Below are 21,840 nucleotides of genomic sequence, written 5' to 3'. Positions count from 1 at the left end.
AAATTGTTTGAGTGCCTGGCACCAAATGAACTTTTCTTATTTGTAGGAAATTTGTTATAATACAAATATCAAATTGTTGTGGAATCAGGAGAGTAAAAATATGAGATGTCCTTCTTGCCAATTTAACGGAACACGCGTAGTGGATTCGAGGCCAGTAGATGATAATAAAGAAATTCGTAGACGTCGTGAATGTGAGTCATGTGGCTTTCGTTTTACAACGTTTGAAAAAATTGAAGAAACACCGTTAGTCGTTGTGAAAAAAGAAGGCTCACGGGAAGAGTTTAGCCGCGAGAAGGTGCTGCGTGGTCTTATTCGTGCTTGTGAAAAACGTCCGGTTGCTTTAGATGTTTTAGAGGGACTTGTTCTATCTATTGAAAAAGACCTTCGCCGTATTGGGAACGCTGAGGTACGATCAGAGGATGTAGGAGAAATGGTGATGGATCGTTTGGCAAAAATTGATGAGGTGGCCTATGTTCGATTTGCCTCGGTTTATCGTCAGTTTAAGGATATCAATGTATTTATTGAGGAAATAAAAGAAATTATTCAACGTCAAACAGAGCAAAAATCTTAGGAAAAACAGAGAGGGTGAATGACGTTGATTCATTTGTATAAAGAATTGCAGCCCGCAGATACTTTTGACATTCGTCTACCTCATGCGCTTTCCACGATGGAACGTCAATTAGTAACATTATTTTATCAACCTCTAACGGGTGCTGAACCAATCAGTCTTTATTTAACACTATGGGCTGAAGCAGAGCAAATGCCAAAACAGCAAATGAATCATTATTATTTAATGAATGTGCTAGGACTACCAATCGGTAAAGTGTTCGAAGCACGTATTGCACTTGAAGCAATCGGTTTGTTACGTACTTGGAAAAAAGAAGAGGCAGAACAGCGAAGCTTTTTATATGAGCTTATGCGCCCGCTTGATGCAGATAGTTTTATGAAAGATCCTTTATTATCAATGTTTTTGTTTAGTAAAATCGGAGAGCAGGCGTATCGGAAATTGCGCCAACGTTTTATTCAGCCTATAAGGGGTACAGAATATAAAGATGTATCACGCGCCTTTATGGATGTTTTTAAACCGGTTAATACCAATATTCCTACCGATTTGCAGGGTGGCATTGATAGCAAAGAAAATGCACAAAAGGTCTACCCGTTTTATTTTGAGCAATTTGATTTTGAGTTGCTACAGGCAGGTTTATCTGACCAGTTAGTACCCGCAAATTTGCTGACGCTTGAAGTGCGCGAAACAATTGCCAAATTAGCATTCCTCTATCATTTAACGGCATTGGATATGCAAAAGGTTGTTATTTTAGCGCTTGATGATGAGTTAGGTATTTCACAAGAACGATTACGAAAAGCGGCAGCCGATTTTTATAAGCTTACTGTTTCAAAAGAGCCACCAAAGCTTGCCAAAGTATATGCTCCACCGGTTGAGGAAGATGCTGTTCAAAAAACAAAAGATCAGGAGTTGCAACATTATTTAGAGTCAACACCTCCTGTCCAAGTGTTGCGAGATATTAATAATGGTAAAGAGCCATTGCAAACATCTGTACAATTAGCTGAGAGCTTAATCGTGCAACATGGGATGCCGGTAGGCGTGGTTAATGCACTACTTGAATATGTCATGCTATCTACGGATATGAAACTACCTAAAAAGTATGTGGAAACCATTGCCGATCACTGGGTGCGAAAAAACATTAAGACGGCGAAGGAAGCAATGGAACTTGCACGTCAAGAACATGATAAATATACAACGTGGAAAAATAAACCACAGGCACCAGCTAAAAATAATAATCAGTATGTCAAAGGGCGAGCAAATAATCAGCGTAAGGAAAAAGTACCTGAATGGTTTTATAAGCGCAATGAGCAACCAGACGAGAGCGCTTCTTCAAGTACGATGGATTTTGAAAAAGAGCGCCAAAAAATATTAGCAATGCTTGGAAAAAGCGATAAGTAAAGTAGGTGAACGGTAATCGAACCAATTAATAAAGCATTAAAAAGAGCTATTAATGTACCATCATTTCAAGAGCGATATGAGGCGATGAGGCGAGAGATTTTAGAACACCCTCGTGTGCAGGCCTTTTTAGCAGAACACGCAGAAGAATTAAGCTACGATGCTGTTGAGCGCAATTTACCAAAGCTACATGAATTTATTAGTCAATCGACAGTGTGCTGTGGTTGTGATCATACAGCGCATTGCACCAATTATTTAAAAGGTTTTATTCCGACATTACGGGTTGTACGCAATACGGTTGAAATTGATTACGTGCGCTGTGAACAAAAGGTACGTGAGGATGAACGTCGGGATGTTGCCAATATGATTGCTAGTATGCATATGCCAAAAGATGTGTTACAAGCGACAATCCAAGATTTAATGATTGATGATGAATCACGTGTGCTTATCGCGCAACGGGCGGCACAATTTGTTAAGAAAACAGAGGAAACAGGGCAGTTGCCAACGAAAGGCTTTTATTTATATGGGAAGTTTGGTGTAGGGAAATCCTTTGTGCTTGGTGCACTTGCGAATGAATTGGCTTCCAAAAAAATCCGTTCAGTGGTCGTTTTCGTACCCGAATTTTTACGTGAAATGAAAAATGCAATCGGTGATAATACGCTAAATGAAAAAATAGATTATGTGAAAAAAGCGCCGGTATTGATGCTTGATGATTTAGGGGCAGAAACAATGTCAGCTTGGACACGCGATGAAATTTTAGGGACAATCTTCCATTATCGAATGGCAGAACAATTGCCAACATTCATTACCTCTAATTTTAACTATGATGAATTAGAGCATCACTTAGCGCAGTCTCAAAAAGGGGATATTGAGGTCGTAAAGGCTGGCCGTATTATGGAACGTGTGAGAGCTTTGACGGAGCCTATAGAAATGCGTGGCAAAAATCGACGTTTATAACATTGACAGTTGCATTTTATGACAATCGAGCGTATACTGTCTCATATACTATATAGCACAATGCAATGATGAGGACATGAATTTTGTGTAACGGCTTTTAGAGAGGGAAGTCATCGGCTGTAAGCTTCCTAGTTTGGACACATTATTTACTACCTACTGAGCAGCGAAAGGGCATATCTTTCGCCGGTCCCTAGCCCGTTAGCTAGCCTTGAGCTTCGTCTGATGATTTTATCGGAAGGAAGAAGGGTGGAACCACGAGCATACGCTTCGTCCCTTTTGTTAGGGACGGGGCTTTTTTGTTTTTCAGGGTTTTTTGTGCAAGCTTACGTTAACCATAAGATTCGCTGCTTCATCATGCATCACTAAATTTAACCAAACAAGGAGTGCAACAAAATGTCAGACATGATTAAATTAACGTTCCCAGATGGCGCTGTAAAGGAATTTGCAAAAGGTACATCTACTGATGATGTGGCATTATCTATTAGCCCAGGACTTCGTAAAAAAGCTTATGCAGGGAAAGTAAATGGAGAATTAGTAGACTTAAAAACACCAATTGAAGAAGATGCAACAATTGCCATTATTACACAAGATGATGAGGCAGCATTAGAAATTCTTCGTCACTCAACAGCCCATTTAACAGCACAAGCGATTAAACGCCTATTCCCTGAAGTAAAACTTGGTATTGGTCCGGTTATTGAAGGCGGCTTCTACTACGATATTGATGCACCAACACCAATTACTGCTGAAGATTTACCAGCAATCGAAAAAGAAATGAAAAAAATTATTGCTGAAAATCTAGAAGTAGAGCGTAAAAACGTTAGCCGTGCAGAAGCACAAGCAATTTATGAAGAAATTGGCGACGAATATAAATTAGAATTACTTGAAGCGATTCCTGCTGATGAGCAAGTGTCTATTTACTACCAAGGGGAATTTTTCGATCTATGTCGCGGTATTCACGTACCATCAACAGGTAAACTACGTGAGTTCAAATTATTATCATTAGCAGGTGCTTATTGGAGAGGGAACTCTGATAACAAAATGCTACAACGTATTTACGGTACAGCTTTCTTCAAAAAAGAAGAATTAAAACACCATCTTCAAATGTTGGAAGAAGCAAAAGAACGTGACCACCGTAAAATCGGAAAAGAATTAGAATTATTCACTACTTCTCAAAAAGTAGGTCAAGGTTTACCACTTTGGTTACCAAATGGTGCAACAATCCGTCGTGTGATTGAACGTTATATCGTAGACAAAGAATTATCGCTTGGTTATAAACATGTCTATACACCAGTACTTGGTTCTAAAGAGCTTTACCAAACTTCTGGTCACTGGGATCATTACCAAGATTCCATTTTCCCACCAATGGAAATGGATAATGAGACATTAATTATGCGTCCGATGAACTGTCCGCACCATATGATGGTTTACAAAAACAGCATGCACTCTTATCGAAATTTACCATTACGTATTGCTGAACTTGGAACAATGCACCGTTATGAAATGTCGGGCGCTGTTTCAGGGTTACAACGTGTACGTGGGATGACGTTAAATGATGCACATATCTTTGTTCGTCCAGACCAAATTAAAGCAGAGTTCCAAAAAGTTGTGCAGTTAATTTTAGAAGTGTACAAAGACTTTGATTTAAAAGATTACTCCTTCCGTCTGTCTTACCGTGATCCAGCAGATACAGAGAAGTACTTTGATGACGATGCAATGTGGGAAAAAGCACAAAGCATGTTAAAAGAAGCAATGGATGAGCTTGGCTTAGATTACTTTGAAGCAGAGGGTGAAGCGGCGTTCTATAGCCCTAAACTTGACGTACAAGTAAAAACTACCATTGGTAAAGAAGAAACGTTATCAACTGTACAATTAGACTTCTTATTACCAGAACGCTTTGACTTAACATATGTAGGTGAAGATGGTAAACCACATCGTCCAGTCGTTATTCACCGTGGTGTTGTGTCAACAATGGAACGTTTCGTTGCCTTCTTAATTGAGGAATATAAAGGGGCATTCCCAACTTGGTTAGCACCAGTACAAGTAGAAGTAATCCCAGTATCAAACGAAGCCCACTTCGACTATGCGAAACAAATCGAAGAGCAGTTGACAGCAGTTGGATTACGTGTTGAAATGGATGACCGTGAAGAAAAACTAGGGTACAAAATCCGTGAAGCTCAAATGAAAAAGATTCCTTACATGCTTGTTATTGGCGATAAAGAAGTTGAAGCTAACGGTGTAAACGTGCGTCGTTACGGCTCAAAAGATTCAGAAACAATTGCATTCGAAGACTTCTTAGCGAATATTAAAGCGGAAGTTGCACGTTTTTAATTGAATAAAGTACTTGATTATCTTTAATTATTTGTACTATAATGACGTATAAACTGTAAGTGTATTACACATACTAACTATGAGATTGTAAAAATATTTGACAATCTAAATTGTACATGCTAATATAATTAAGGTTAATGAATACAAAGTTTGTGGTTGAAGTAGAGGCTGCCCGCTTCTCACCTGATACAACGCTTAGGCTGTGAACAGGTATGACACGTTGAATTGTTTTGCGTACATTTACGCATGCACATATAGCGGGCGGACATCTTCAAAAATGTCCGTCCTTTTTTTATGGACATGACAAGAGGATGTACCGTTCAACCGGGCAAGGCTTTGCCCAAACCATGTATTCGCGACAACTACTTGGAGGTGGATTACTATTAGCAAAGACATGTATGTAAACGAAGGCATTCGCGCACGTGAACTTCGATTAATCGATCACAATGGTGACCAGCTTGGTGTAAAGACACGTAACGAAGCGCTAGAAATCGCCACTCGTGTAAACTTGGATCTTGTCCTTGTGGTACCTCAAGCCAAGCCGCCAGTCGCTCGTATCATGGACTATGGTAAATTTAAGTTTGAACAGCAAAAGAAAGACCGTGAAATTCGTAAAAATCAAAAAGTCATCGTGATGAAAGAGGTTCGCTTGAGCCCAACAATCGATGAACATGATTTCCAAACGAAGCTACGTAATGCGATTAAATTCCTTGAAAAAGGCGATAAAGTAAAATGCAGCCTACGTTTCAAAGGTCGTGCGATTACACACAAAGATATTGGTCAACGTGTGTTAGATCGTTTTGCTGAAGCTTGTGCTGAAGTATCTACGGTTGAACAAAAACCGAAGATGGAAGGCCGAAGCATGTTCTTAGTTCTTCAACCAAAGAACGAGAAATAATATTAGACGAACAGTTTAGGAGGAATTCGACATGCCAAAAATGAAAACTCACCGTGGAGCTGCGAAACGTTTCAAAAAAACGGGTTCAGGTAAATTAAAATATGACCGTGCTTACGGAAGCCACTTATTCGCAAACAAATCTACGAAACAAAAACGTCACCTACGTAAAGGTAAAGTTGTATCATCTGGTGACTTCAAACGCATCAAATCATTACTTGTTTACATGAAATGATTGACTACACAAAATAAACTAATATTCATTTTTTAATGAAAAGCAGGAGGTAATTCATATGCCACGCGTAAAAGGCGGAACAGTGACGCGCAAACGTCGTAAAAAAGTATTGAAATTAGCTAAAGGTTACTATGGTTCTAAACATACATTATATAAAGTTGCTAACCAAGCAGTAATGAAATCAGGTCAATATGCATACCGTGACCGTCGTCAGAAAAAACGTGATTTCCGTAAATTATGGATCACTCGTATCAACGCAGCTGCTCGCATGAACGGTCTTTCTTACAGCCGTTTAATGCACGGTTTAAAAGTTGCTGGTATCGAAGTTAACCGTAAAATGTTAGCTGACTTAGCTGTAACAGATGCTGCAGCATTCACACAATTAGCAGAAGCTGCTAAAAAAGCAGTAGCGAAATAAAAAAGAGCGACTAAGTCGCTCTTTTTTATTTCTGCCCCGAAAGCGTAAGCGACAGGGGCAAAATATAAATAAATTTCTGCCCCGAAAGCGTAAGCGGCAGAGGCAAAATAAGGTTTTAGCCTCGAAAGCAAAGCGACAGAGGCAAAAGATATTTGGCATTGAAGCGAAGCGACAAGTGCGAATAAATTAGTGTATAGTGAAGACTGGTGGGGTTATTTCATCAGTCTTTTTTACATAGGAGGTTGTTTTAATGGCTCAAGCTTTACTTGCCTATATGGCAATTGTTTCAGTTGTATTGCTTGTTATGATGGGCATGGATAAATCGCGCGCAAAAAAGCATGAGTGGCGCATTGCGGAACGTACGTTGTTTACCTTGGCAATTGCAGGAGGGGCTGTTGGTGGCGTATTAGGTATGTATTTATTCCGTCATAAAACACGCCATAACAGTTTTGCGTTTGGCTTTCCATTGATTGCAGCAATTCAAATTTTTATAATCGTGCAATTATGGAGTAGCTCATTATAAAAAACTTAAATTGTGTAGAATTGTGTGAGTGCCTGGCACATCCTCATGAAGAGGATGTGTCACGCATAAGTTGTTCAATGGGTTGCTTCCAGTTGATTTTAGCGTTAGGATAGTTAAATAAAATTTCTTGTTGGAGATATTCGAAGTCACTCCTTGTAAATCCTTGTAAAGTTGCAGTGTCGCGGGCACCAACGAAAATTGTAACGACCTCAAACGCATCTTCGGTCGTACCCAAGTATTTTTCACCTTCAAATAGCGCACCCTTAAAAGAAATAAAGAAATTCTTTCGAACATTTTTTACGTCATCATAAAAGTAATATTGGCCTTTTTCATAGGCTTCATCGAGTTTTCGTTTAGGATCGGTTATATATCGAATCGCTTTATAGAATACATAGATAATAAGCGCAATCACTGCAAGTCGAATAAGTAATGGTAACATTTAAAAAATTCCCCCTTGAAGAAAGGTTATTCCTACCTATACGATTGGGGGAGACATTTAGTTTCACTTTATACAAAAAAATTTTAGAAATTTAGGAGAAAAAAATGAACTTACAACAATTATTTACGATGCAAAAAGAACTTGATGATTTTATTGCAAAAACACAAAATATTGAACACGATGTCTTTAAAGAGAAAGGCTTGGCGTTAATGGTTGAGCTTGCGGAGCTTGCCAATGAAACACGTTGCTTTAAGTTTTGGAGTACGAAAGGACCATCAGCGCGCGAAGTAATTTTAGAGGAGTATGTGGATTCAATTCACTTTATTTTATCGCTAGGGCTACTTAAAGGCTATACGGCTATAGAAAAATGGCCAGTTGTGGAAGAGAAGCGTGATTTAACTGAGACATTTTTAATGACACAAAACTATATATTAACATTTATAAGCCACCCAACAGAGCATAGTTATGCAGCAATTTGGCAATGCTATGGGTTACTTGCATATAACCTCGGTTTTACATTTGAGGATGTTGTGTCAGCGTATATTGAAAAAAACGAAGAAAATTATAATCGCCAACGAAGTGGCTATTAATTTACTAGACTAAAAAGTAAAAAAAACATCAATTTTCAGACGACTCACTAGGAATATTTCGGTAAACGAAGTATAATAGAGGGGATACAAGATGTAGGAGGCAAAAGGATGACACAACTAGATTCAACTTTGCAAATGTTTAAAGATTTAACAGATGCGAACGGCATTGCAGGTAACGAGCGTGCACCACGCGAAGTTATGAAAAAATACATCGCACCATACGCAGATGCTGTAGAAACAGATCATTTAGGGAGCGTCATCGCTAAAAAAGTAGGCGATGAAAACAGTACTAAAATTATGGTAGCAGTACATTTAGATGAAGTAGGCTTTATGGTCACTCAAATCGATGATAAAGGATTCATCAAATTCCAAACAGTGGGTGGTTGGTGGAGCCAAGTAATGCTTGCGCAACGCGTGACAATTACAACACGCAAAGGTGAAGAAATTATTGGGGTAATCGGTTCTAAACCACCTCATATTTTACCAGCCGATGTACGTAACAAAGTAGTAGACATTAAAGATATGTTTATCGACGTGGGTGCTGCTTCTAAAGAAGAAGTACTTGAATGGGGAGTATGTCCTGGTGACATGGTAACACCTTATTTCGAATTCAATGTAATGAAAAATGAGAAGTATTTATTAGCAAAAGCATGGGATAACCGTATTGGCTGTGCGATTGCCATTGATGTCATGAAGGCATTAAAAGATGAAAAACATCCAAATATCCTATATTCTGTAGGGAACGTACAAGAAGAAGTAGGTCTTCGTGGTGCGAAAACAGCAACTCATAAAATTCAACCAGATATCGGTTTTGCTGTTGATGTTGGTGTTGCAGGTGATACACCAGGGGTAACACCGAAAGAATCGACTAGTAAAATGGGTGCAGGTCCACAAATCGTTGTCTACGATGCATCTATGGTTTCACACCGTGGTTTACGTGAATTTGTTTTAGATGTGGCGGATGAAAACAATATTCCATATCAATTTGAAGCAATGGCTGGTGGCGGCACAGACGCTGGTTCTATCCATGTTACAGCTAATGGTGTACCTGCTTTATCAATCGGTATTGCGACACGTTATATCCACTCACACGCAGGGATTTTACACCGTGATGACTACGATAACGCTGTGAAGTTAATGGTTGAAGTGATCAAAAAATTAGACCGCGATGCAGTAAACAAAATAACATTTGATTAATCATGCTATAATGCAGTTTAGCCTTCTAACAATTTGTTAGAAGGTTTTTTTATATTTTAGCATGCCCTAGCGATACGGGTGGATCTTCTTGCAGTGGATAGAAAGGGATTGTGAAATGGTAATCAATGTTTATTTATTGTAAAACGATAAATAATATATTAAAATCAAATTGAATATAAACCAATGAGGTGTTTTTATGAAAATAGCAACAACTTTGTTTTTAAAAATAGCGGTCATACTAATGGCTATCCCAGTTTTAGCACTGTGTATTTTGCTTGTACCGGAACTAGGGACGCTTTCAGAAAAGTTATTACCTGCGTTTTCTTCAATACAATATATCGTATCGATTATTTTGTATGCATCTTCCATTCCGTTTTACTTTGCTTTGTATCAGGCTTTTCAACTATTACGTTACATTGATCAAAACAAAGCCTTCTCGGAACTTTCTGTAAAATCTTTAAAGAAGATTAAATATTGTGCCATTATCATTAGTAGTTTACATGTCCTGATTTTGCCACTTTTTTACCTTTTTGCTGAGAAAGACGATGCACCAGGTGTGATTTTTGTTGGATTGCTTGTACCATTTGCCTCTATGGTGATAGCAGTATTTGCTGCTGTTCTTCAACGACTTTTACAAGAAGCGGTCGAAATTAAATCCGAAAACGACTTAGTTGTTTGAGGAAAGTAACTTAGCATTACCAACGCTTTTTCAGGAGCAACTTATGTATTTGCTTTATAGTAATGCATATAAGCTGTTGCTTGGCATTGCTAGGAACAAGACATGTTCAGAAGTATCAGTTAAGGCTTTAAAAGTAAGCAAGTTCTGTGCTATTGTTATCAGTGCTTTTGTTGTAGCGGGAATTCTCGTTGTTGCGATTTTTATTAAAGGTGATAGAGTGGAACTGCTGGCATTCGAGTGTCATCGCAATCTGAGGTTTTCCCAAACACTTGTATAAAGAAATCGTAGACATAAAATCGGAAAATGATTGAATAGTGTGAGGTTGAGGATATGGCGATTATTATTAACATCGATGTGATGTTAGCTAAACGAAAAATGAGCGTAACAGAGCTTTCGGAAAAGGTTGGCATAACAATGGCGAATCTTTCTATTTTAAAAAATGGAAAGGCAAAAGCAATTCGATTAACTACTTTAGAGTCGATTTGCAAGGCGTTAGACTGTCAGCCTGGCGATATTTTAGAATATCGAAGTGATGCCGAAGAGTAGTAGAATATTTAGAATAGCTTTAAATAACTGCATAAGTGTGACCAGAGCATACTTCGGGTAGGCTCTTTTTTATGGCAACAAAACAGGTTATATGAAATGGTTATCAATGTAACTATGGCAGTAGTATGCTGACAATACGTTGTGTATGCATAAATATTCAAATAGACGTATTTTTGTCACAAATAACTGATGAATTCTAATTTTTGAAAATAAACATAAAAATTCAGTTGATTTTATATTTATGCATGTGTATACTAAGTTCAACAGTAACAAAAGCAAGGAGCGAAGGCTATGAAATTATTAGAAGAGGTACAGTTAAAGTTAGTGTCAAGCTTAAAAGGGAAAGACTTACTAACTTTGCTAGACTATACAAGTGAAGAAGTTCAACAGTTAGTTGCACTATCGTCTCAACTAAAAATAATTACAAAAGAAGGTAAATGTCCGAAATTACTTGAAGGTAAAACACTCGGAATGATTTTTGAAAAACATTCAACGCGTACTCGTATCTCATTTGAAGTAGGCATGGAACAATTGGGCGGTAAAGGTATGTTTATGCATGCGCGTGATTTGCAGATTGGACGCGGTGAATCAATTTATGATACTGCACATGTGTTATCAGGTTATTTAGATGGCATTATGATTCGTGCAAACTCTCATGCAATGGTTAAAGAACTAGCCGAGCATGCTACGATCCCTGTTATTAATGGTTTAACGGATATTTATCATCCTTGTCAGGCATTAGCAGATTTAGAAACAATCTTTGAAAATAAAGGTGAATTACAAGGTCTTAAAATTGCCTATGTTGGAGATGGCAACAATGTAGCACACTCATTAGTAGTTGCTTCTGCACATGTAGGGATGCATGTAGCTGTTGCAACGCCTGTTGGCTATGAATGCGATGCGGAAGTTATCGCAAAAGCACAAAAGATTGCAGAGAAAAACGGTAGTACCATTACGATTACAAATGATCCTGTAACAGCAGTCCAAGATGCAGATGTGGTATACGCAGATGTTTGGACATCAATGGGGCAAGAAGAGGAAGCTGCAAAACGTTTACAAGATTTTGCTGGTTATCAAATCAACGATGAACTTGTTGCACATGCAAAGCCAGACTATATGTTCTTACATTGCTTACCAGCTCATCGCGAAGAAGAAGTGGCAACATCAGTTATAGATGGCCCTAATTCTTACATCTTTGAGCAAGCAGAAAATAGACTTCATGCTCAAAAAGCTGTTCTAGCTTCTATTATGGCTTAACGTTAGGCTAGATGACTTTCTTATGGAGAGTTGCTATATAGAGAGTTCACATTGACAACAGTGGGTGTCATCTGTGAATAACATAAAGCGGCATACAGACAGAGGGATGTAGCTGCGCGCGATGTACGTTGTCAAGATGGATGACCTCATCGCTACATAGTGAAAGTAACCTGGGAGACGCTGGGTTGCTTTTTTTTTTATTCAAATGGTTATTGATAATAACATAGTTTTCCAATCAGTTATAGAGAAAATTGATGAATATCTATATAATAGGAACAATACGAAATTTTAGGAGGGCTTTATTTGAACATTGATCATATCGAGGCATTTTTATATGTTGTCCATTATAAAAGCATTCATAAGGCTGCCAATGCATTGTTTTTATCACAGCCAACAGTTACAGCTCGTATCAAATCATTGGAACGTGAGTTAAACGTTGAATTATTTTATCGCGATGCAAGAAGTGTCATTTTATCAGAGAAAGGAAAAGATTTTTTACCATTTGCTACACAGATTGTGCAAACATTTCAGCAAGGGAAAAAGCAATTGCAGGAAACGCAAACAATAAATGAAGTATGTATTGGCACGAACGGTGTGACAGCCCAATATTTTTTGGCATATGCCTTACCTAAATGGAAGGAAAGCTTTCCTCACATGCGCTTTCAAATCATCACAGGTCCTACAACAATCCTGTTAGAAAAATTACAGAGTCACCAAATTGATATAGGGTTTATGCAATATGTGCATCGACAAGGAGTATGCAATGAGTTGTTATTAAGCAATGCAGTAAAGCTCGTTATGCATCGAGACCATACTTTGACACAAGGAGTCGTTTTAAAGGCAAAAGAATTAGCGCAGCAAAAAATGGTGTTTTTTGAATGTGGCGCATTTGATTGGAACTATGTCCATAAAATGTTCGAGGTAGAAGGCGTATCGGCAAATATTGAAGTGCGAACAGACCATTTAGAAGTAGCGAAGGCATTTATTCGAACGAAAGGTTATATGAGCTTTTTGCCACATCTATGTGTGAAAAACGAGCTTGAAAGCGGCGAGTTTGTTGAAATTGATGTGAAGCATTTACTCGATATGAACCAGCATATTTTTTTAACTTATTTGAAGAACGATACACTGGAACCTGCTTTTTGGGACAATATTCTAAATACAGCTATTCAGTTTGAAAATACCCAAACATTTTCATGATAAAAAAATTTATAGCTCAAAAAATTTTTTCTATTATAAGACCTATTGCATAATCGGTTAATGAACGGTAATATCTTCCTCAATCCTATTTTATTTATGCATGTCTGTTTGACAGCATAAGTGAAATATTATTTTTTAACTCAAAACATACTTAACCACTAAGTTTAGTAAAATAAAAATTTTTAAGGAGGAGAACAGGTATGGTGAGACAGGATAAAATTCGATTTGGGGCGATTATTCATGGTGTAGGTGGCAATATTTCGAGCTGGCGACACCCAAAAGTAGCAAGCAATCAAAGTGTTAGCTTGCCGTTTTATATACAACAAGCACAGAAGGCGGAACAAGGGAAGTTTGATGTAGCTTTTATTGCAGATGGTTTATTTATTAATGAAAAGTCAATCCCTCATTTTTTAAATCGTTTTGAGCCGTTAACGTTATTATCGGCACTAGCAGTTTCAACAAATCACATCGGACTTGTAGGAACGGTATCCACTTCATATAGTGAACCATTTACGGTAGCACGACAATTGGCATCACTCGATCATATTAGCAATGGGCGAGCAGGTTGGAATGTGGTGACGACGCCATTAGAGAGCACGGCGTTAAATTATAATAAAACGATTGACCAGCATCCTAGTCATGCAGAACGTTACCAAATTGCTGAGGAATACTTAGAGGTGACAAAGGGACTTTGGGACTCATGGGATGATGATGCTTTTATAGCAGATGTGGAAAATGACGTATTTTTCGATCCAGCAAAGCTACACACCTTACAACATAAGGGGAAATACTTTTCGGTACAAGGCCCGCTCAATATTGCGCGCTCAAAACAAGGGCAACCTGTTATTTTCCAAGCAGGGTCCTCGGATGCAGGTATCCGCTTAGCCGCAAAGGATGCGGATGCCATATTTACGCATGGTGCATCACTCGAAGAAGCACAGAAGTTTTATAAAAGAGTAAAAACGGCGGTTGCAGAAGTTGGACGAAATCCTGATGAAGTGAAGATTTTCCCAGGAATATCACCTATTATCGGAGACACAATCGAAGAAGCCGAGGCAAAGTATCAGGAAATAGTAGAGCTTGTTTCCATTGAACGTGCACTTGCCTATCTTGGTCGTTATTTTGATCATCATGATTTTACTCAGTATGATGTGGATGCATTATTCCCAGAGCTAGGTGACATTGGAGCAAATAGCTTCCGTAGCACGACAGATTATATTAAAACCTATGCTAAAGAAGAAGGGCTCACACTTCGTCAAGTAGCATTACGTGAAGCTACACCGAAAACGACATTTTTTGGTACTGCTGAACGCATTGCGGATTTAGTACAGGAATGGTTTGAAAAAGAAGCAGCGGATGGCTTTATTGTAGCTGTAACAGTGCCTGATGCACTTGATGATTTTGTCGATAAAGTTGTACCCATCTTGCAGTCACGAGGTCTATACAGAGAGCAATATGAGGCAGATACATTGCGAGGTAATTTAGGATTACCATTTAAAGAAAGCCGTTATGTCACACAGTCTGTTTAAAAACCAAGTAAACTTATTTGAATAAATATATTTCGAGGAGGTATTGTATGAGTTATTCTTTAGGCATTTTAGACCAAAGCCCAATTATCGACAATGCGACAAACGAGCAAGCATTGCAAAATACAGTCGCTTTAGCACAAAGAGCTGAGCAGTTAGGATATACGCGTTTTTGGGTGTCAGAACATCATAATACCGATACATTAGCAGGCACTTCACCAGAAGTTTTAGTATCGTATTTACTTGCAAAAACGACCTCAATTCGTATTGGCTCAGGCGGGGTTATGTTACAACATTATAGCCCATACAAAGTGGCAGAAAATTTCCATGTGCTCGCAACGTTAGAACCAGGGAGAGTAGATTTGGGCATTGGAAAAGCACCAGGAGGTCTACCATTGTCTACAAAGGCATTGCAATTTGGCACGCTGAACAATGGGGAGGACTTTGAGGAAAGACTAACGTTTTTACAGCAATTAATGGACAACGCGCTACCATCAGAGCATGAACTAAAAGATGTTCAGGCAACACCTATTCCTAAAGTAAAACCATCGTTATTTTTACTTGGTGCAAGCCCTCAAAGTGCAGCTCTTGCAGGTAAGCTTGACATTGCCTTTGTCTTTGCTCGCTTTATCAATAGTGATTCGGCAATTTTACAGGAAGCGGCTAAGACCTATCGCACGCATTTCCCAAATGGTCATTTTGCAGTATCAATTGCCGCCTGTGCCGCCCCAACAAAAGAGGAGGCACAGGCATTAGTAGGAGAACAAAAAATTACGAAAGTACATTTGGCAAGTGGTCGTAGTTTGACACTACAATCGGTGGAATTAGCAGAAAAATTTGGGCAGGAATCAGGAGAAGCGTTCACTGTACAGCAGTATGATGCTGATATTTTATACGGTACGCCTGAAGAGATAAAAGCCACATTGGATGCCTTTCACAAGCAATATCAAATTGATGAGTTTATTTTGCATACACCGATTTTAAAGGCATTTGAACGACAGCGATCATTTGAACTATTAAGTCCAGTAAATTTACATTTACAACAACATGAAACAGTAAGTTAAGGAGGATTATTAAACATGGCAAAAAAAATCGATGTAGTTGTATGGTCAAAGCAAGGTTGTAGCTATTGTGAGGAAGTTAAAGCCTATTTACAAGGGCAAGGAATTGCCTATAGAACAGTTGATATTACACATAACGATGCTTTTCGTGACATTCTTGATACAAAGTATGGCGTACGCTATGTGCCAGTAGTAGAAATTGGATCAAGTGAGGATGGGGTATACAAAGCCGTTACAGAACTTGGACTTGAACATATTAAGACAGCACTTGCTATTCATCTACCATCGCAAGTTTAGGAAAGGGAGTGATACGATGAGGAAATTAACGTTTTATTTAACATGTGTACTTATGTTATTGTTAACGGCTTGCTCAAGTACAGAAAAATCACAAATAGATAGTAGTAAAGATGCGAAAGCACAAGGTAAAAATAACGTTCAAACAATACTGGTTGGAACAGGTACGCAATTTCCTAATATTTGCTTCCTTGATGATAAGGGGAATTTAACAGGCTACGATGTTGAGCTTGTAAGAGCGATTGATAAAAAGCTACCGGAGTATAATTTTGAATTTAAAACAATGGAATTTTCAAACTTATTACTAAGTTTAGAAACAGGGAAAATTGATTTAATCGCACATCAGATGGAGGTCAATAGTGAACGGGAGGAAAAATTTCTATTTAACAAGGAGCCATATAATGTATTTCCATTACAAGTAACGGTCAATGAGAAAAATAATGACATCCAATCGATTGCGGATTTAACAGGCAAAAATGTAAGTGTGTCGCCAACGAGCAACTCTGCTGTTTTTATTGAAAAATATAATAAAGAGCATAATTTAGGGGCAAATATTGTGTACTCCTCTGGATCAGTGGATGTTAATAATCAACTTGCGACAGGCTGTCTTGATGCAATTATTACAACACCATTTGCAGTGAAGTACTATAACGAAAGCAATGAAGCTCAACAAAAAGTAGTGGGTGACGCACTATTAAACTCGAAAGTTTACTTTTTACTAAACAAAGATGAAGTACCTTTACAGGAGCGTATTGATGAGGCGATTAGAGAGCTTAAAACAGAAGGCGTAATTAGCGAGCTTAGTAAAAAGTGGTTAGGTGATGACTATACTGTAGATTTCTAACACATAGGAGAGGATGAGGGAAGTATGGGCAATGATTTTGACTGGATGCTAATAGCGAATGTACTTCCGATATTGCTTCAATATTTACCCGTAACACTGGAGATCTTATTTTTTTCGATTGTTTTTGGCCTATTGTTTGGCTTCGTAGCTGCCATACCAAAGCTATTACAAATTCCAATTTTAAAACAAATGGTTACGATTTATATTTCGTTTATTCGTGGCACACCTATTTTAATTCAGTTGTTTTTAGTGTTTTACGGTGTACCTGCTCTATTAAAGATGATTCATATTGATGTAACAAGAATGGATGCTATCTATTTTGTCATCATAACGTATACATTCAGTAATGCTGCCTCGTTTGCAGAAATTTTTAGAGCTGCTATTTTAACGATTGACCGTGGGCAATTAGAAGCGGCTTACGCTGTCGGCTTAAATCGAGCGCAAGCATTTTTACGTATTATTTTGCCACAGGCGCTACGTATCGCCTTTCCAAATATGGCGAATACAATGGTTAGCTCGTTAAAGGATACGTCATTGGCATTTTCAATTGGTGTTATGGATATGGTCGGTCGAGGAGAAACGCTGATTGCTTCAACTACAAGAGCACTAGAAATCTATTTGGCACTATCAGTCGTTTATTATGTGATTGTGCTGTTCGCGGAAAAGATATTGAAACGTAATGAACGCTATCTCAACCGTTATATGAAAGAAGTAGCGATGAGCTAGGGGGAAAGAAAATGACTATCGATGTAGCTTTTATAGGGCACGCATTACAGGAAATTTTTAAGGTGTTGCCTTTAACTTTGTTTATGACATTCACACCTGTTTGTTTAGGTATTTTAATTGGCATCATCGTCGCCTTTGTTCGCCTAAATCAACTAAAAATACTAGCACCGTTATTAAATTTTTACGTTTCTTTTTTCAGAGGCACACCGATTATTATGCATATTATGCTTATTTACTTTGGAATACCAATTGTTGTAGATGCAATGGCACAAGCATTGAATTTGGATTTTCAGTCAAATACGATTCCAATTTTATTTTTGGTCTTACTAGCGTTGACGTTAAGTGCAGGGGCTTATGCATCAGAAATTATACGATCCGGTATTTTAGGTGTGCCACAAGGGCAATTAGAAGCGGCGTATGCTGTTGGGCTAACCTTTTCGCAGGCAATGCGACGTTTGATATTACCTCAAGCATTTAGTCAATCCATACCGAATTTTACAAATGTCTTTATTGGATTTTTGCATGCGACCTCTTTGGCATTTTTTGTCTCAATTAAAGAGTTAACAGGCGCAGCGAATATCGTGGCTTCAGTTAATTTAAAGTTTTTAGAGGCATTTATAGCAGTCGGTTTAATCTATTGGGGTGTTTCAATTGTTGTGGAATGGTTTGCTCACCAAATCGAAAAGAGGGTGACGGCTTATAGTAAGGGAGGCATCTAGTTGTGTGCAATAAGAACGCTGTTCAACGTTTGAGTGCTTATCCCGTTTTCAATCGAAAAAGAAGTGAAAGGAGTGTTGTTTATGACAGTAGCACAAATTGTTATTGAACATTTACGACAAGAAGATTATCCAGCTTATTTGAAAGTGCTAGTGGACAGTTATGCGCAGTATGAGAAAGATTACAAAGACCCAGCGCATTGGGCTCAATATTTACAAGATATTCGGTCGTCTGTTGGCAATCCAAATGCAGAGACAATATTAGTTGCAAAGCGTGAGCAGGAAATTGTAGGAGGCTTGCAACTATTTACAAATGCTGAAAAAGCATACGGTCTTCCTGAACTTGGTATTGAGTCAACGATTGTACGCTTATTAGCAGTTCATCCGAAAGGGAGGGGGCAAGGTGTGGCTAAAAAATTATTACAAGAAAGTTTTGCCTTTGCTCGCAAGCGTCAGGATCAATCTCTCTATTTACATTCTGGTGATATTATGCAAGTTGCGATCAACCTCTATTTATCACTCGGTTTTGTCCGAGACGAGTCAAAAGAGTTTTATAAAGGCGATATCTTGGTGAAAAGCTTCCGCTATGATTTGTAACGAATAACCCGCTGAAAAGTAATCAGCGGGTATTGTTAGATGTTTCAAGAAAATCATTTATGAAGAAGAAGATTATCTCGTCGAAACAATGGTTCCACGTGCACTTGAACAGAGCGTGACATAAGTGCCTGTCACCTTTAATCATGTTCAAAACACGACCTTCTCCTTAGTTGGAGGGGTCGTGTTTTTTCTCAATTAATGAAAGTGAAAATATATCGCTACTACAAGTTGAAAATTTTTCCTGGATTCATAATATTATGTGGGTCAAGTGCTGCCTTAATGCTTTTCATAACAAGTAATGAGGCACCGTGCTCCATTGATTGATATTTCATCTTCCCAATCCCTACACCATGTTCTCCTGTACAAGTTCCACCGCGAAGCAATGCATACTGTACAATATGTTCGTTAAAACGGTCAGCTTGAGCCTGTTCCTGCGCATTCGTTGGGTCTAACATTAATAGAGCATGGAAATTGCCGTCTCCGACATGTCCGACAATGCCTCCTACTAGACCGACAGTATTTAATTGTTCGCGTGCATAGAGTATCGTTTCTGCCAATTTTGAAATCGGTACACAGACGTCAGTTGACATTAGTTTTTTACCAGGGTACGCATGAATATATGCATAGGCTAAAGAATGACGTGCCTCCCACAGCTTATTGCGTGCTGCATTGTCTTGTTCAAATTGGACACTCTTACAGCCGAAATCCTCAAAGATTTCTGTAGCAAATTCAATATCTGCACGCATACCTGCATCGTTGCCGTGGAATTCTAAAAATAGCGTAGGTTTTTCATCATACGTTGTTTCATTATAAATATTCACTTGTGTAATAGAAGCTTCATCGACTAGTTCAACGCGACCAACGGAGATGCCAGCCTGCAATAATGCGGCTACTGCACTGACAGCATCGCCCACTGTTTCAAAGACAGCACGGCCAGCAGTCACGAATTCTGGAATACCGTAAACTTGCAATGTCAGCTCTGTAAAGCATCCTAACGTACCTTCTGAACCAACAAATAAACCGTTCAAATGATAGCCAGAAGAAGATTTCGCTGCTAAGTTGCCCGTATGAATGACAGTTCCGTCAGCAAGTACTACTTCTAAATCCCGTACTTGGTCGCGCATTACACCGTAACGAACTGCTGTCGTACCGCTGGCGTTTGTTGCAGCCATACCACCAAGTGTCGCATCTGCTCCAGGATCTACCGTAAATTGTAGCCCATGTTTTTTAAGTTCTTTATTTAATTGTGCACGTGTCACACCTGGTTGCACTTTCACTAATAAATCTTCTGGACGAATCTCTAAAATTGCATTCATTTCAGAAAAATCGATAGATATCCCTTTTTCAATCGGAATAGCATTGCCTTCTAAACTTGAGCCAACACCAAATGGGACAACGGGTATAAGATTAGCATGTGCGATTTTCATGATGGCACTTACGTCTCCTGTAGAACGTGGGAAGACGACGATATCAGGTAAATTCATCGCATGATGAGATTCGTCTTTGCCATGTAGTTCTCGTACTGTGTCGTTTGTCGACACTTGCTCATCCGATAATACCTCTCTAAGTTGATTTACTAGTAGCTCTATTGCAACAGTCATTCCAATCCCTCCAAACTTTCTGATAAATCTAATTTATCATGCGATTAGTGGAATTGGAATGAAGTGTTCATAAAAAATCAGTGTGCAAATACTTTTTCAAGCTTTTGAACGAATGCATCTTGTTCTTCAGCAGTTGATTGTTGCCACCATTTTTCGAAAAATACACCAAGCCCAGGTAGTAGATGCTCCTCACCACGTGAAATAGCATCTTGCACTATATCCTTAAATTCTGCTGCGGATTGCCCATGTACGTTTGCTGAAATGGCATCTCTTATTTGAAAATTCATCTATTTCGCCTCCTTAGTCATAATGTGTCCAGCGAAAAAAGAAATATGTATTAAATGAAGGTAAAACATATGATTTGTTTAAATACTTCTTATTATTTGTGCTAAATTAAGGCGATTTTTTAAAAGTTTCGTTGATGATTTTTTATAAAAGCGTTTGTCGACGATTTGGTAGCCGCACGTTAAGCTAGTATCACCTAGGAATAATGGACTGTGCACAAGTCGTTAGGAAAGTAATAGTGTCACAAGACAAGCACAAACAACTTCTTTCGCCACAACAGCCATTTGAGGAAATATTAGAATTAGTCCAACCGATGATTACTTCTATTTTATTAAAGTGCCATATTTACAAAGACTTTGCGTATTATCGCCATATTGCAGCAATTGCTGTGTGGAAAGCTTATCAAAAGGCCTATCCATCGAACGGGCAGTTTTCTGCATATATTTATTCAACTGTTAAAGGGGAAATTTTGAAAGAACTGACAAAGAATAAACAATTCCAAGACAACGTGACATTTGTAGCTGACGACAAATTAAACAGTATAAGATGTCAGCAGGAACAGATTAACCGACTAGAGGCTTGTTTATTAGTAGATACAATCATGGGTAATTTAAAAGAGGTAGACCAAAAGATACTGCAACTTTATTACCTAGAAGGCTATACGTATGATGAAATAGCTAAAGAACTATCTCTGTCTGTTGCTGCAGTCAAAAAGAGACGTACAAGACTGATATATAAGCTCCGTAGTCTCTACCGTCGATAAAGAAATTACTACAAAAAGATAGTAAAAGTATGCTAATATCAAAATAAATTGAATATTAGCATACTTTTGCTTGATGCATACAAAGTCTAATAAAAGTGCTATGATTTGTAAGAAGTCTAAGATATATACAATTTCAATGTCTTTGCTATGAATTAATGGGTATATATACCCGTCTATTTAAAATGAGTATAACTTGGTATGGA

Annotated in this window: 26 protein-coding genes; 23 read left to right on the top strand and 3 right to left on the bottom strand. The window is 38.3% G+C overall.

From position 1 onward, the window contains the following. The first annotated feature begins 100 nt into the window (after window positions 1-100). From nrdR to LO754_RS17305, 8 genes are all read left to right on the top strand, one after another. Window positions 101-571, top strand: coding sequence for a transcriptional regulator NrdR (nrdR, locus tag LO754_RS17340; RefSeq protein WP_024363821.1), 471 nt, complete (start codon window positions 101-103; stop codon window positions 569-571). A gap of 18 nt (window positions 572-589) precedes the next feature. Continuing rightward, entirely contained in the window at window positions 590-1,963 is a 1,374-nt protein-coding gene (locus LO754_RS17335; protein WP_029747352.1) for a replication initiation and membrane attachment family protein, read from the top strand. 24 nt (window positions 1,964-1,987) lie between these two features. Beyond that, entirely contained in the window at window positions 1,988-2,917 is a 930-nt protein-coding gene (dnaI, locus tag LO754_RS17330; RefSeq protein ID WP_255313727.1) for a primosomal protein DnaI, read from the top strand. 393 nt (window positions 2,918-3,310) lie between these two features. Continuing rightward, on the top strand, window positions 3,311-5,245 hold the full coding sequence (gene thrS / locus LO754_RS17325; protein WP_231784903.1) for a threonine--tRNA ligase: 1,935 nt from the start codon (window positions 3,311-3,313) through the stop codon (window positions 5,243-5,245). A 394-nt stretch (window positions 5,246-5,639) separates the two neighbouring features. Then, the gene (infC, locus tag LO754_RS17320; RefSeq protein WP_231784902.1) at window positions 5,640-6,143 is read left to right on the top strand and encodes a translation initiation factor IF-3; all 504 of its coding nucleotides are present in this window, start codon (window positions 5,640-5,642) and stop codon (window positions 6,141-6,143) included. Window positions 6,144-6,174: 31 nt separating this feature from the next. After that, the gene (gene rpmI, locus LO754_RS17315) at window positions 6,175-6,375 is read left to right on the top strand and encodes a 50S ribosomal protein L35 (RefSeq protein WP_024363825.1); all 201 of its coding nucleotides are present in this window, start codon (window positions 6,175-6,177) and stop codon (window positions 6,373-6,375) included. Between the two features lie 58 nt (window positions 6,376-6,433). Further along, entirely contained in the window at window positions 6,434-6,793 is a 360-nt protein-coding gene (gene rplT, locus LO754_RS17310) for a 50S ribosomal protein L20 (RefSeq protein WP_024363826.1), read from the top strand. A gap of 250 nt (window positions 6,794-7,043) precedes the next feature. Beyond that, the gene (locus LO754_RS17305) at window positions 7,044-7,316 is read left to right on the top strand and encodes a DUF1294 domain-containing protein (protein WP_024363827.1); all 273 of its coding nucleotides are present in this window, start codon (window positions 7,044-7,046) and stop codon (window positions 7,314-7,316) included. A 43-nt stretch (window positions 7,317-7,359) separates the two neighbouring features. Here the strand turns inward: LO754_RS17305 and LO754_RS17300 are convergent, their stop codons facing one another. Further along, on the bottom strand, window positions 7,360-7,755 hold the full coding sequence (locus tag LO754_RS17300; protein WP_024363828.1) for a hypothetical protein: 396 nt from the start codon (window positions 7,753-7,755) through the stop codon (window positions 7,360-7,362). A gap of 104 nt (window positions 7,756-7,859) precedes the next feature. On the opposite strand from LO754_RS17300, the gene LO754_RS17295 reads away from it, so the two are divergent. From LO754_RS17295 to LO754_RS17230, 14 genes are all read left to right on the top strand, one after another. After that, window positions 7,860-8,345, top strand: coding sequence for a dUTP diphosphatase (locus LO754_RS17295; RefSeq protein ID WP_024363829.1), 486 nt, complete (start codon window positions 7,860-7,862; stop codon window positions 8,343-8,345). A 108-nt stretch (window positions 8,346-8,453) separates the two neighbouring features. Beyond that, window positions 8,454-9,542, top strand: coding sequence for a M42 family metallopeptidase (locus tag LO754_RS17290; RefSeq protein WP_231784901.1), 1,089 nt, complete (start codon window positions 8,454-8,456; stop codon window positions 9,540-9,542). 196 nt (window positions 9,543-9,738) lie between these two features. Continuing rightward, entirely contained in the window at window positions 9,739-10,221 is a 483-nt protein-coding gene (locus LO754_RS17285; RefSeq protein WP_024363831.1) for a DUF2975 domain-containing protein, read from the top strand. Between the two features lie 43 nt (window positions 10,222-10,264). Then, on the top strand, window positions 10,265-10,498 hold the full coding sequence (locus LO754_RS17280) for a hypothetical protein (protein WP_231784900.1): 234 nt from the start codon (window positions 10,265-10,267) through the stop codon (window positions 10,496-10,498). Between the two features lie 53 nt (window positions 10,499-10,551). Then, window positions 10,552-10,767: a helix-turn-helix domain-containing protein gene (locus tag LO754_RS17275; RefSeq protein ID WP_024363833.1), complete on the top strand. Its 216-nt coding sequence runs from the start codon at window positions 10,552-10,554 to the stop codon at window positions 10,765-10,767. A 291-nt stretch (window positions 10,768-11,058) separates the two neighbouring features. Then, on the top strand, window positions 11,059-12,024 hold the full coding sequence (argF, locus tag LO754_RS17270; protein ID WP_024363834.1) for an ornithine carbamoyltransferase: 966 nt from the start codon (window positions 11,059-11,061) through the stop codon (window positions 12,022-12,024). 303 nt (window positions 12,025-12,327) lie between these two features. Then, window positions 12,328-13,224 carry a LysR family transcriptional regulator gene (locus tag LO754_RS17265; protein WP_231784899.1) on the top strand — a complete coding sequence of 299 codons (897 nt, stop codon included), beginning with the start codon at window positions 12,328-12,330 and terminating at the stop codon, window positions 13,222-13,224. 200 nt (window positions 13,225-13,424) lie between these two features. Beyond that, window positions 13,425-14,753 (top strand): LLM class flavin-dependent oxidoreductase, encoded by a 1,329-nt coding sequence (locus tag LO754_RS17260; protein ID WP_024363836.1) that lies wholly within the window; start codon window positions 13,425-13,427, stop codon window positions 14,751-14,753. Window positions 14,754-14,800: 47 nt separating this feature from the next. Beyond that, window positions 14,801-15,814, top strand: a complete 1,014-nt coding sequence (locus LO754_RS17255; RefSeq protein ID WP_231784898.1) for an LLM class flavin-dependent oxidoreductase — start codon at window positions 14,801-14,803, stop codon at window positions 15,812-15,814. 15 nt (window positions 15,815-15,829) lie between these two features. After that, entirely contained in the window at window positions 15,830-16,108 is a 279-nt protein-coding gene (locus tag LO754_RS17250) for a glutaredoxin family protein (protein ID WP_231784897.1), read from the top strand. 16 nt (window positions 16,109-16,124) lie between these two features. Continuing rightward, window positions 16,125-16,949 carry a transporter substrate-binding domain-containing protein gene (locus tag LO754_RS17245; protein ID WP_231784896.1) on the top strand — a complete coding sequence of 275 codons (825 nt, stop codon included), beginning with the start codon at window positions 16,125-16,127 and terminating at the stop codon, window positions 16,947-16,949. 24 nt (window positions 16,950-16,973) lie between these two features. Then, the gene (locus tag LO754_RS17240; RefSeq protein ID WP_231784895.1) at window positions 16,974-17,675 is read left to right on the top strand and encodes an amino acid ABC transporter permease; all 702 of its coding nucleotides are present in this window, start codon (window positions 16,974-16,976) and stop codon (window positions 17,673-17,675) included. A gap of 11 nt (window positions 17,676-17,686) precedes the next feature. Beyond that, window positions 17,687-18,394 carry an amino acid ABC transporter permease gene (locus LO754_RS17235; protein ID WP_231784894.1) on the top strand — a complete coding sequence of 236 codons (708 nt, stop codon included), beginning with the start codon at window positions 17,687-17,689 and terminating at the stop codon, window positions 18,392-18,394. Window positions 18,395-18,475: 81 nt separating this feature from the next. Next, on the top strand, window positions 18,476-18,988 hold the full coding sequence (locus LO754_RS17230; protein ID WP_231784893.1) for a GNAT family N-acetyltransferase: 513 nt from the start codon (window positions 18,476-18,478) through the stop codon (window positions 18,986-18,988). A gap of 221 nt (window positions 18,989-19,209) precedes the next feature. On the opposite strand, the gene LO754_RS17225 is transcribed toward LO754_RS17230, so the two are convergent. Together LO754_RS17225 and sspI are read right to left on the bottom strand one after the other, a co-directional pair. Next, the gene (locus LO754_RS17225) at window positions 19,210-20,589 is read right to left on the bottom strand and encodes an FAD-binding oxidoreductase (protein WP_024363843.1); all 1,380 of its coding nucleotides are present in this window, start codon (window positions 20,587-20,589) and stop codon (window positions 19,210-19,212) included. 77 nt (window positions 20,590-20,666) lie between these two features. Further along, a complete protein-coding gene (gene sspI / locus LO754_RS17220) occupies window positions 20,667-20,876 on the bottom strand; it encodes a small acid-soluble spore protein SspI (RefSeq protein WP_024363844.1) in 210 nt (69 codons plus the stop codon). Between the two features lie 236 nt (window positions 20,877-21,112). On the opposite strand from sspI, the gene LO754_RS17215 reads away from it, so the two are divergent. Next, on the top strand, window positions 21,113-21,637 hold the full coding sequence (locus tag LO754_RS17215; RefSeq protein WP_231784892.1) for a sigma-70 family RNA polymerase sigma factor: 525 nt from the start codon (window positions 21,113-21,115) through the stop codon (window positions 21,635-21,637). Window positions 21,638-21,840 lie beyond the last annotated feature (203 nt).

This window comes from Lysinibacillus sp. GJ-1 (assembly GCF_021166035.1).
GTDB lineage: Bacteria > Bacillota > Bacilli > Bacillales_A > Planococcaceae > Lysinibacillus > Lysinibacillus sphaericus.
The sequence above is the reverse complement of the archived record's forward strand: the minus strand, read 5'-3'. Positions and strand labels throughout refer to the sequence as shown.

Excerpts from the sequence above, each read along its gene's own strand:
- nrdR (WP_024363821.1), top strand. The coding sequence starts at position 101 with ATGAGATGTCCTTCTTGCCAATTTAACGGAACACGCGTAGTGGATTCG.
- rpmI (WP_024363825.1), top strand. The coding sequence starts at position 6,175 with ATGCCAAAAATGAAAACTCACCGTGGAGCTGCGAAACGTTTCAAAAAA.
- LO754_RS17245 (WP_231784896.1), top strand. The coding sequence starts at position 16,125 with ATGAGGAAATTAACGTTTTATTTAACATGTGTACTTATGTTATTGTTA.
- LO754_RS17255 (WP_231784898.1), top strand. The coding sequence starts at position 14,801 with ATGAGTTATTCTTTAGGCATTTTAGACCAAAGCCCAATTATCGACAAT.
- infC (WP_231784902.1), top strand. The coding sequence starts at position 5,640 with ATGTATGTAAACGAAGGCATTCGCGCACGTGAACTTCGATTAATCGAT.
- argF (WP_024363834.1), top strand. The coding sequence starts at position 11,059 with ATGAAATTATTAGAAGAGGTACAGTTAAAGTTAGTGTCAAGCTTAAAA.
- rplT (WP_024363826.1), top strand. The coding sequence starts at position 6,434 with ATGCCACGCGTAAAAGGCGGAACAGTGACGCGCAAACGTCGTAAAAAA.
- LO754_RS17275 (WP_024363833.1), top strand. The coding sequence starts at position 10,552 with ATGGCGATTATTATTAACATCGATGTGATGTTAGCTAAACGAAAAATG.
- LO754_RS17250 (WP_231784897.1), top strand. The coding sequence starts at position 15,830 with ATGGCAAAAAAAATCGATGTAGTTGTATGGTCAAAGCAAGGTTGTAGC.
- LO754_RS17335 (WP_029747352.1), top strand. The coding sequence starts at position 590 with ATGACGTTGATTCATTTGTATAAAGAATTGCAGCCCGCAGATACTTTT.
- LO754_RS17295 (WP_024363829.1), top strand. The coding sequence starts at position 7,860 with ATGAACTTACAACAATTATTTACGATGCAAAAAGAACTTGATGATTTT.
- LO754_RS17300 (WP_024363828.1), bottom strand. The coding sequence starts at position 7,755 with ATGTTACCATTACTTATTCGACTTGCAGTGATTGCGCTTATTATCTAT.
- thrS (WP_231784903.1), top strand. The coding sequence starts at position 3,311 with ATGTCAGACATGATTAAATTAACGTTCCCAGATGGCGCTGTAAAGGAA.
- LO754_RS17240 (WP_231784895.1), top strand. The coding sequence starts at position 16,974 with ATGGGCAATGATTTTGACTGGATGCTAATAGCGAATGTACTTCCGATA.
- LO754_RS17225 (WP_024363843.1), bottom strand. The coding sequence starts at position 20,589 with ATGACTGTTGCAATAGAGCTACTAGTAAATCAACTTAGAGAGGTATTA.
- LO754_RS17235 (WP_231784894.1), top strand. The coding sequence starts at position 17,687 with ATGACTATCGATGTAGCTTTTATAGGGCACGCATTACAGGAAATTTTT.
- LO754_RS17285 (WP_024363831.1), top strand. The coding sequence starts at position 9,739 with ATGAAAATAGCAACAACTTTGTTTTTAAAAATAGCGGTCATACTAATG.
- LO754_RS17280 (WP_231784900.1), top strand. The coding sequence starts at position 10,265 with ATGTATTTGCTTTATAGTAATGCATATAAGCTGTTGCTTGGCATTGCT.
- LO754_RS17305 (WP_024363827.1), top strand. The coding sequence starts at position 7,044 with ATGGCTCAAGCTTTACTTGCCTATATGGCAATTGTTTCAGTTGTATTG.
- LO754_RS17290 (WP_231784901.1), top strand. The coding sequence starts at position 8,454 with ATGACACAACTAGATTCAACTTTGCAAATGTTTAAAGATTTAACAGAT.
- sspI (WP_024363844.1), bottom strand. The coding sequence starts at position 20,876 with ATGAATTTTCAAATAAGAGATGCCATTTCAGCAAACGTACATGGGCAA.
- LO754_RS17260 (WP_024363836.1), top strand. The coding sequence starts at position 13,425 with ATGGTGAGACAGGATAAAATTCGATTTGGGGCGATTATTCATGGTGTA.
- LO754_RS17230 (WP_231784893.1), top strand. The coding sequence starts at position 18,476 with ATGACAGTAGCACAAATTGTTATTGAACATTTACGACAAGAAGATTAT.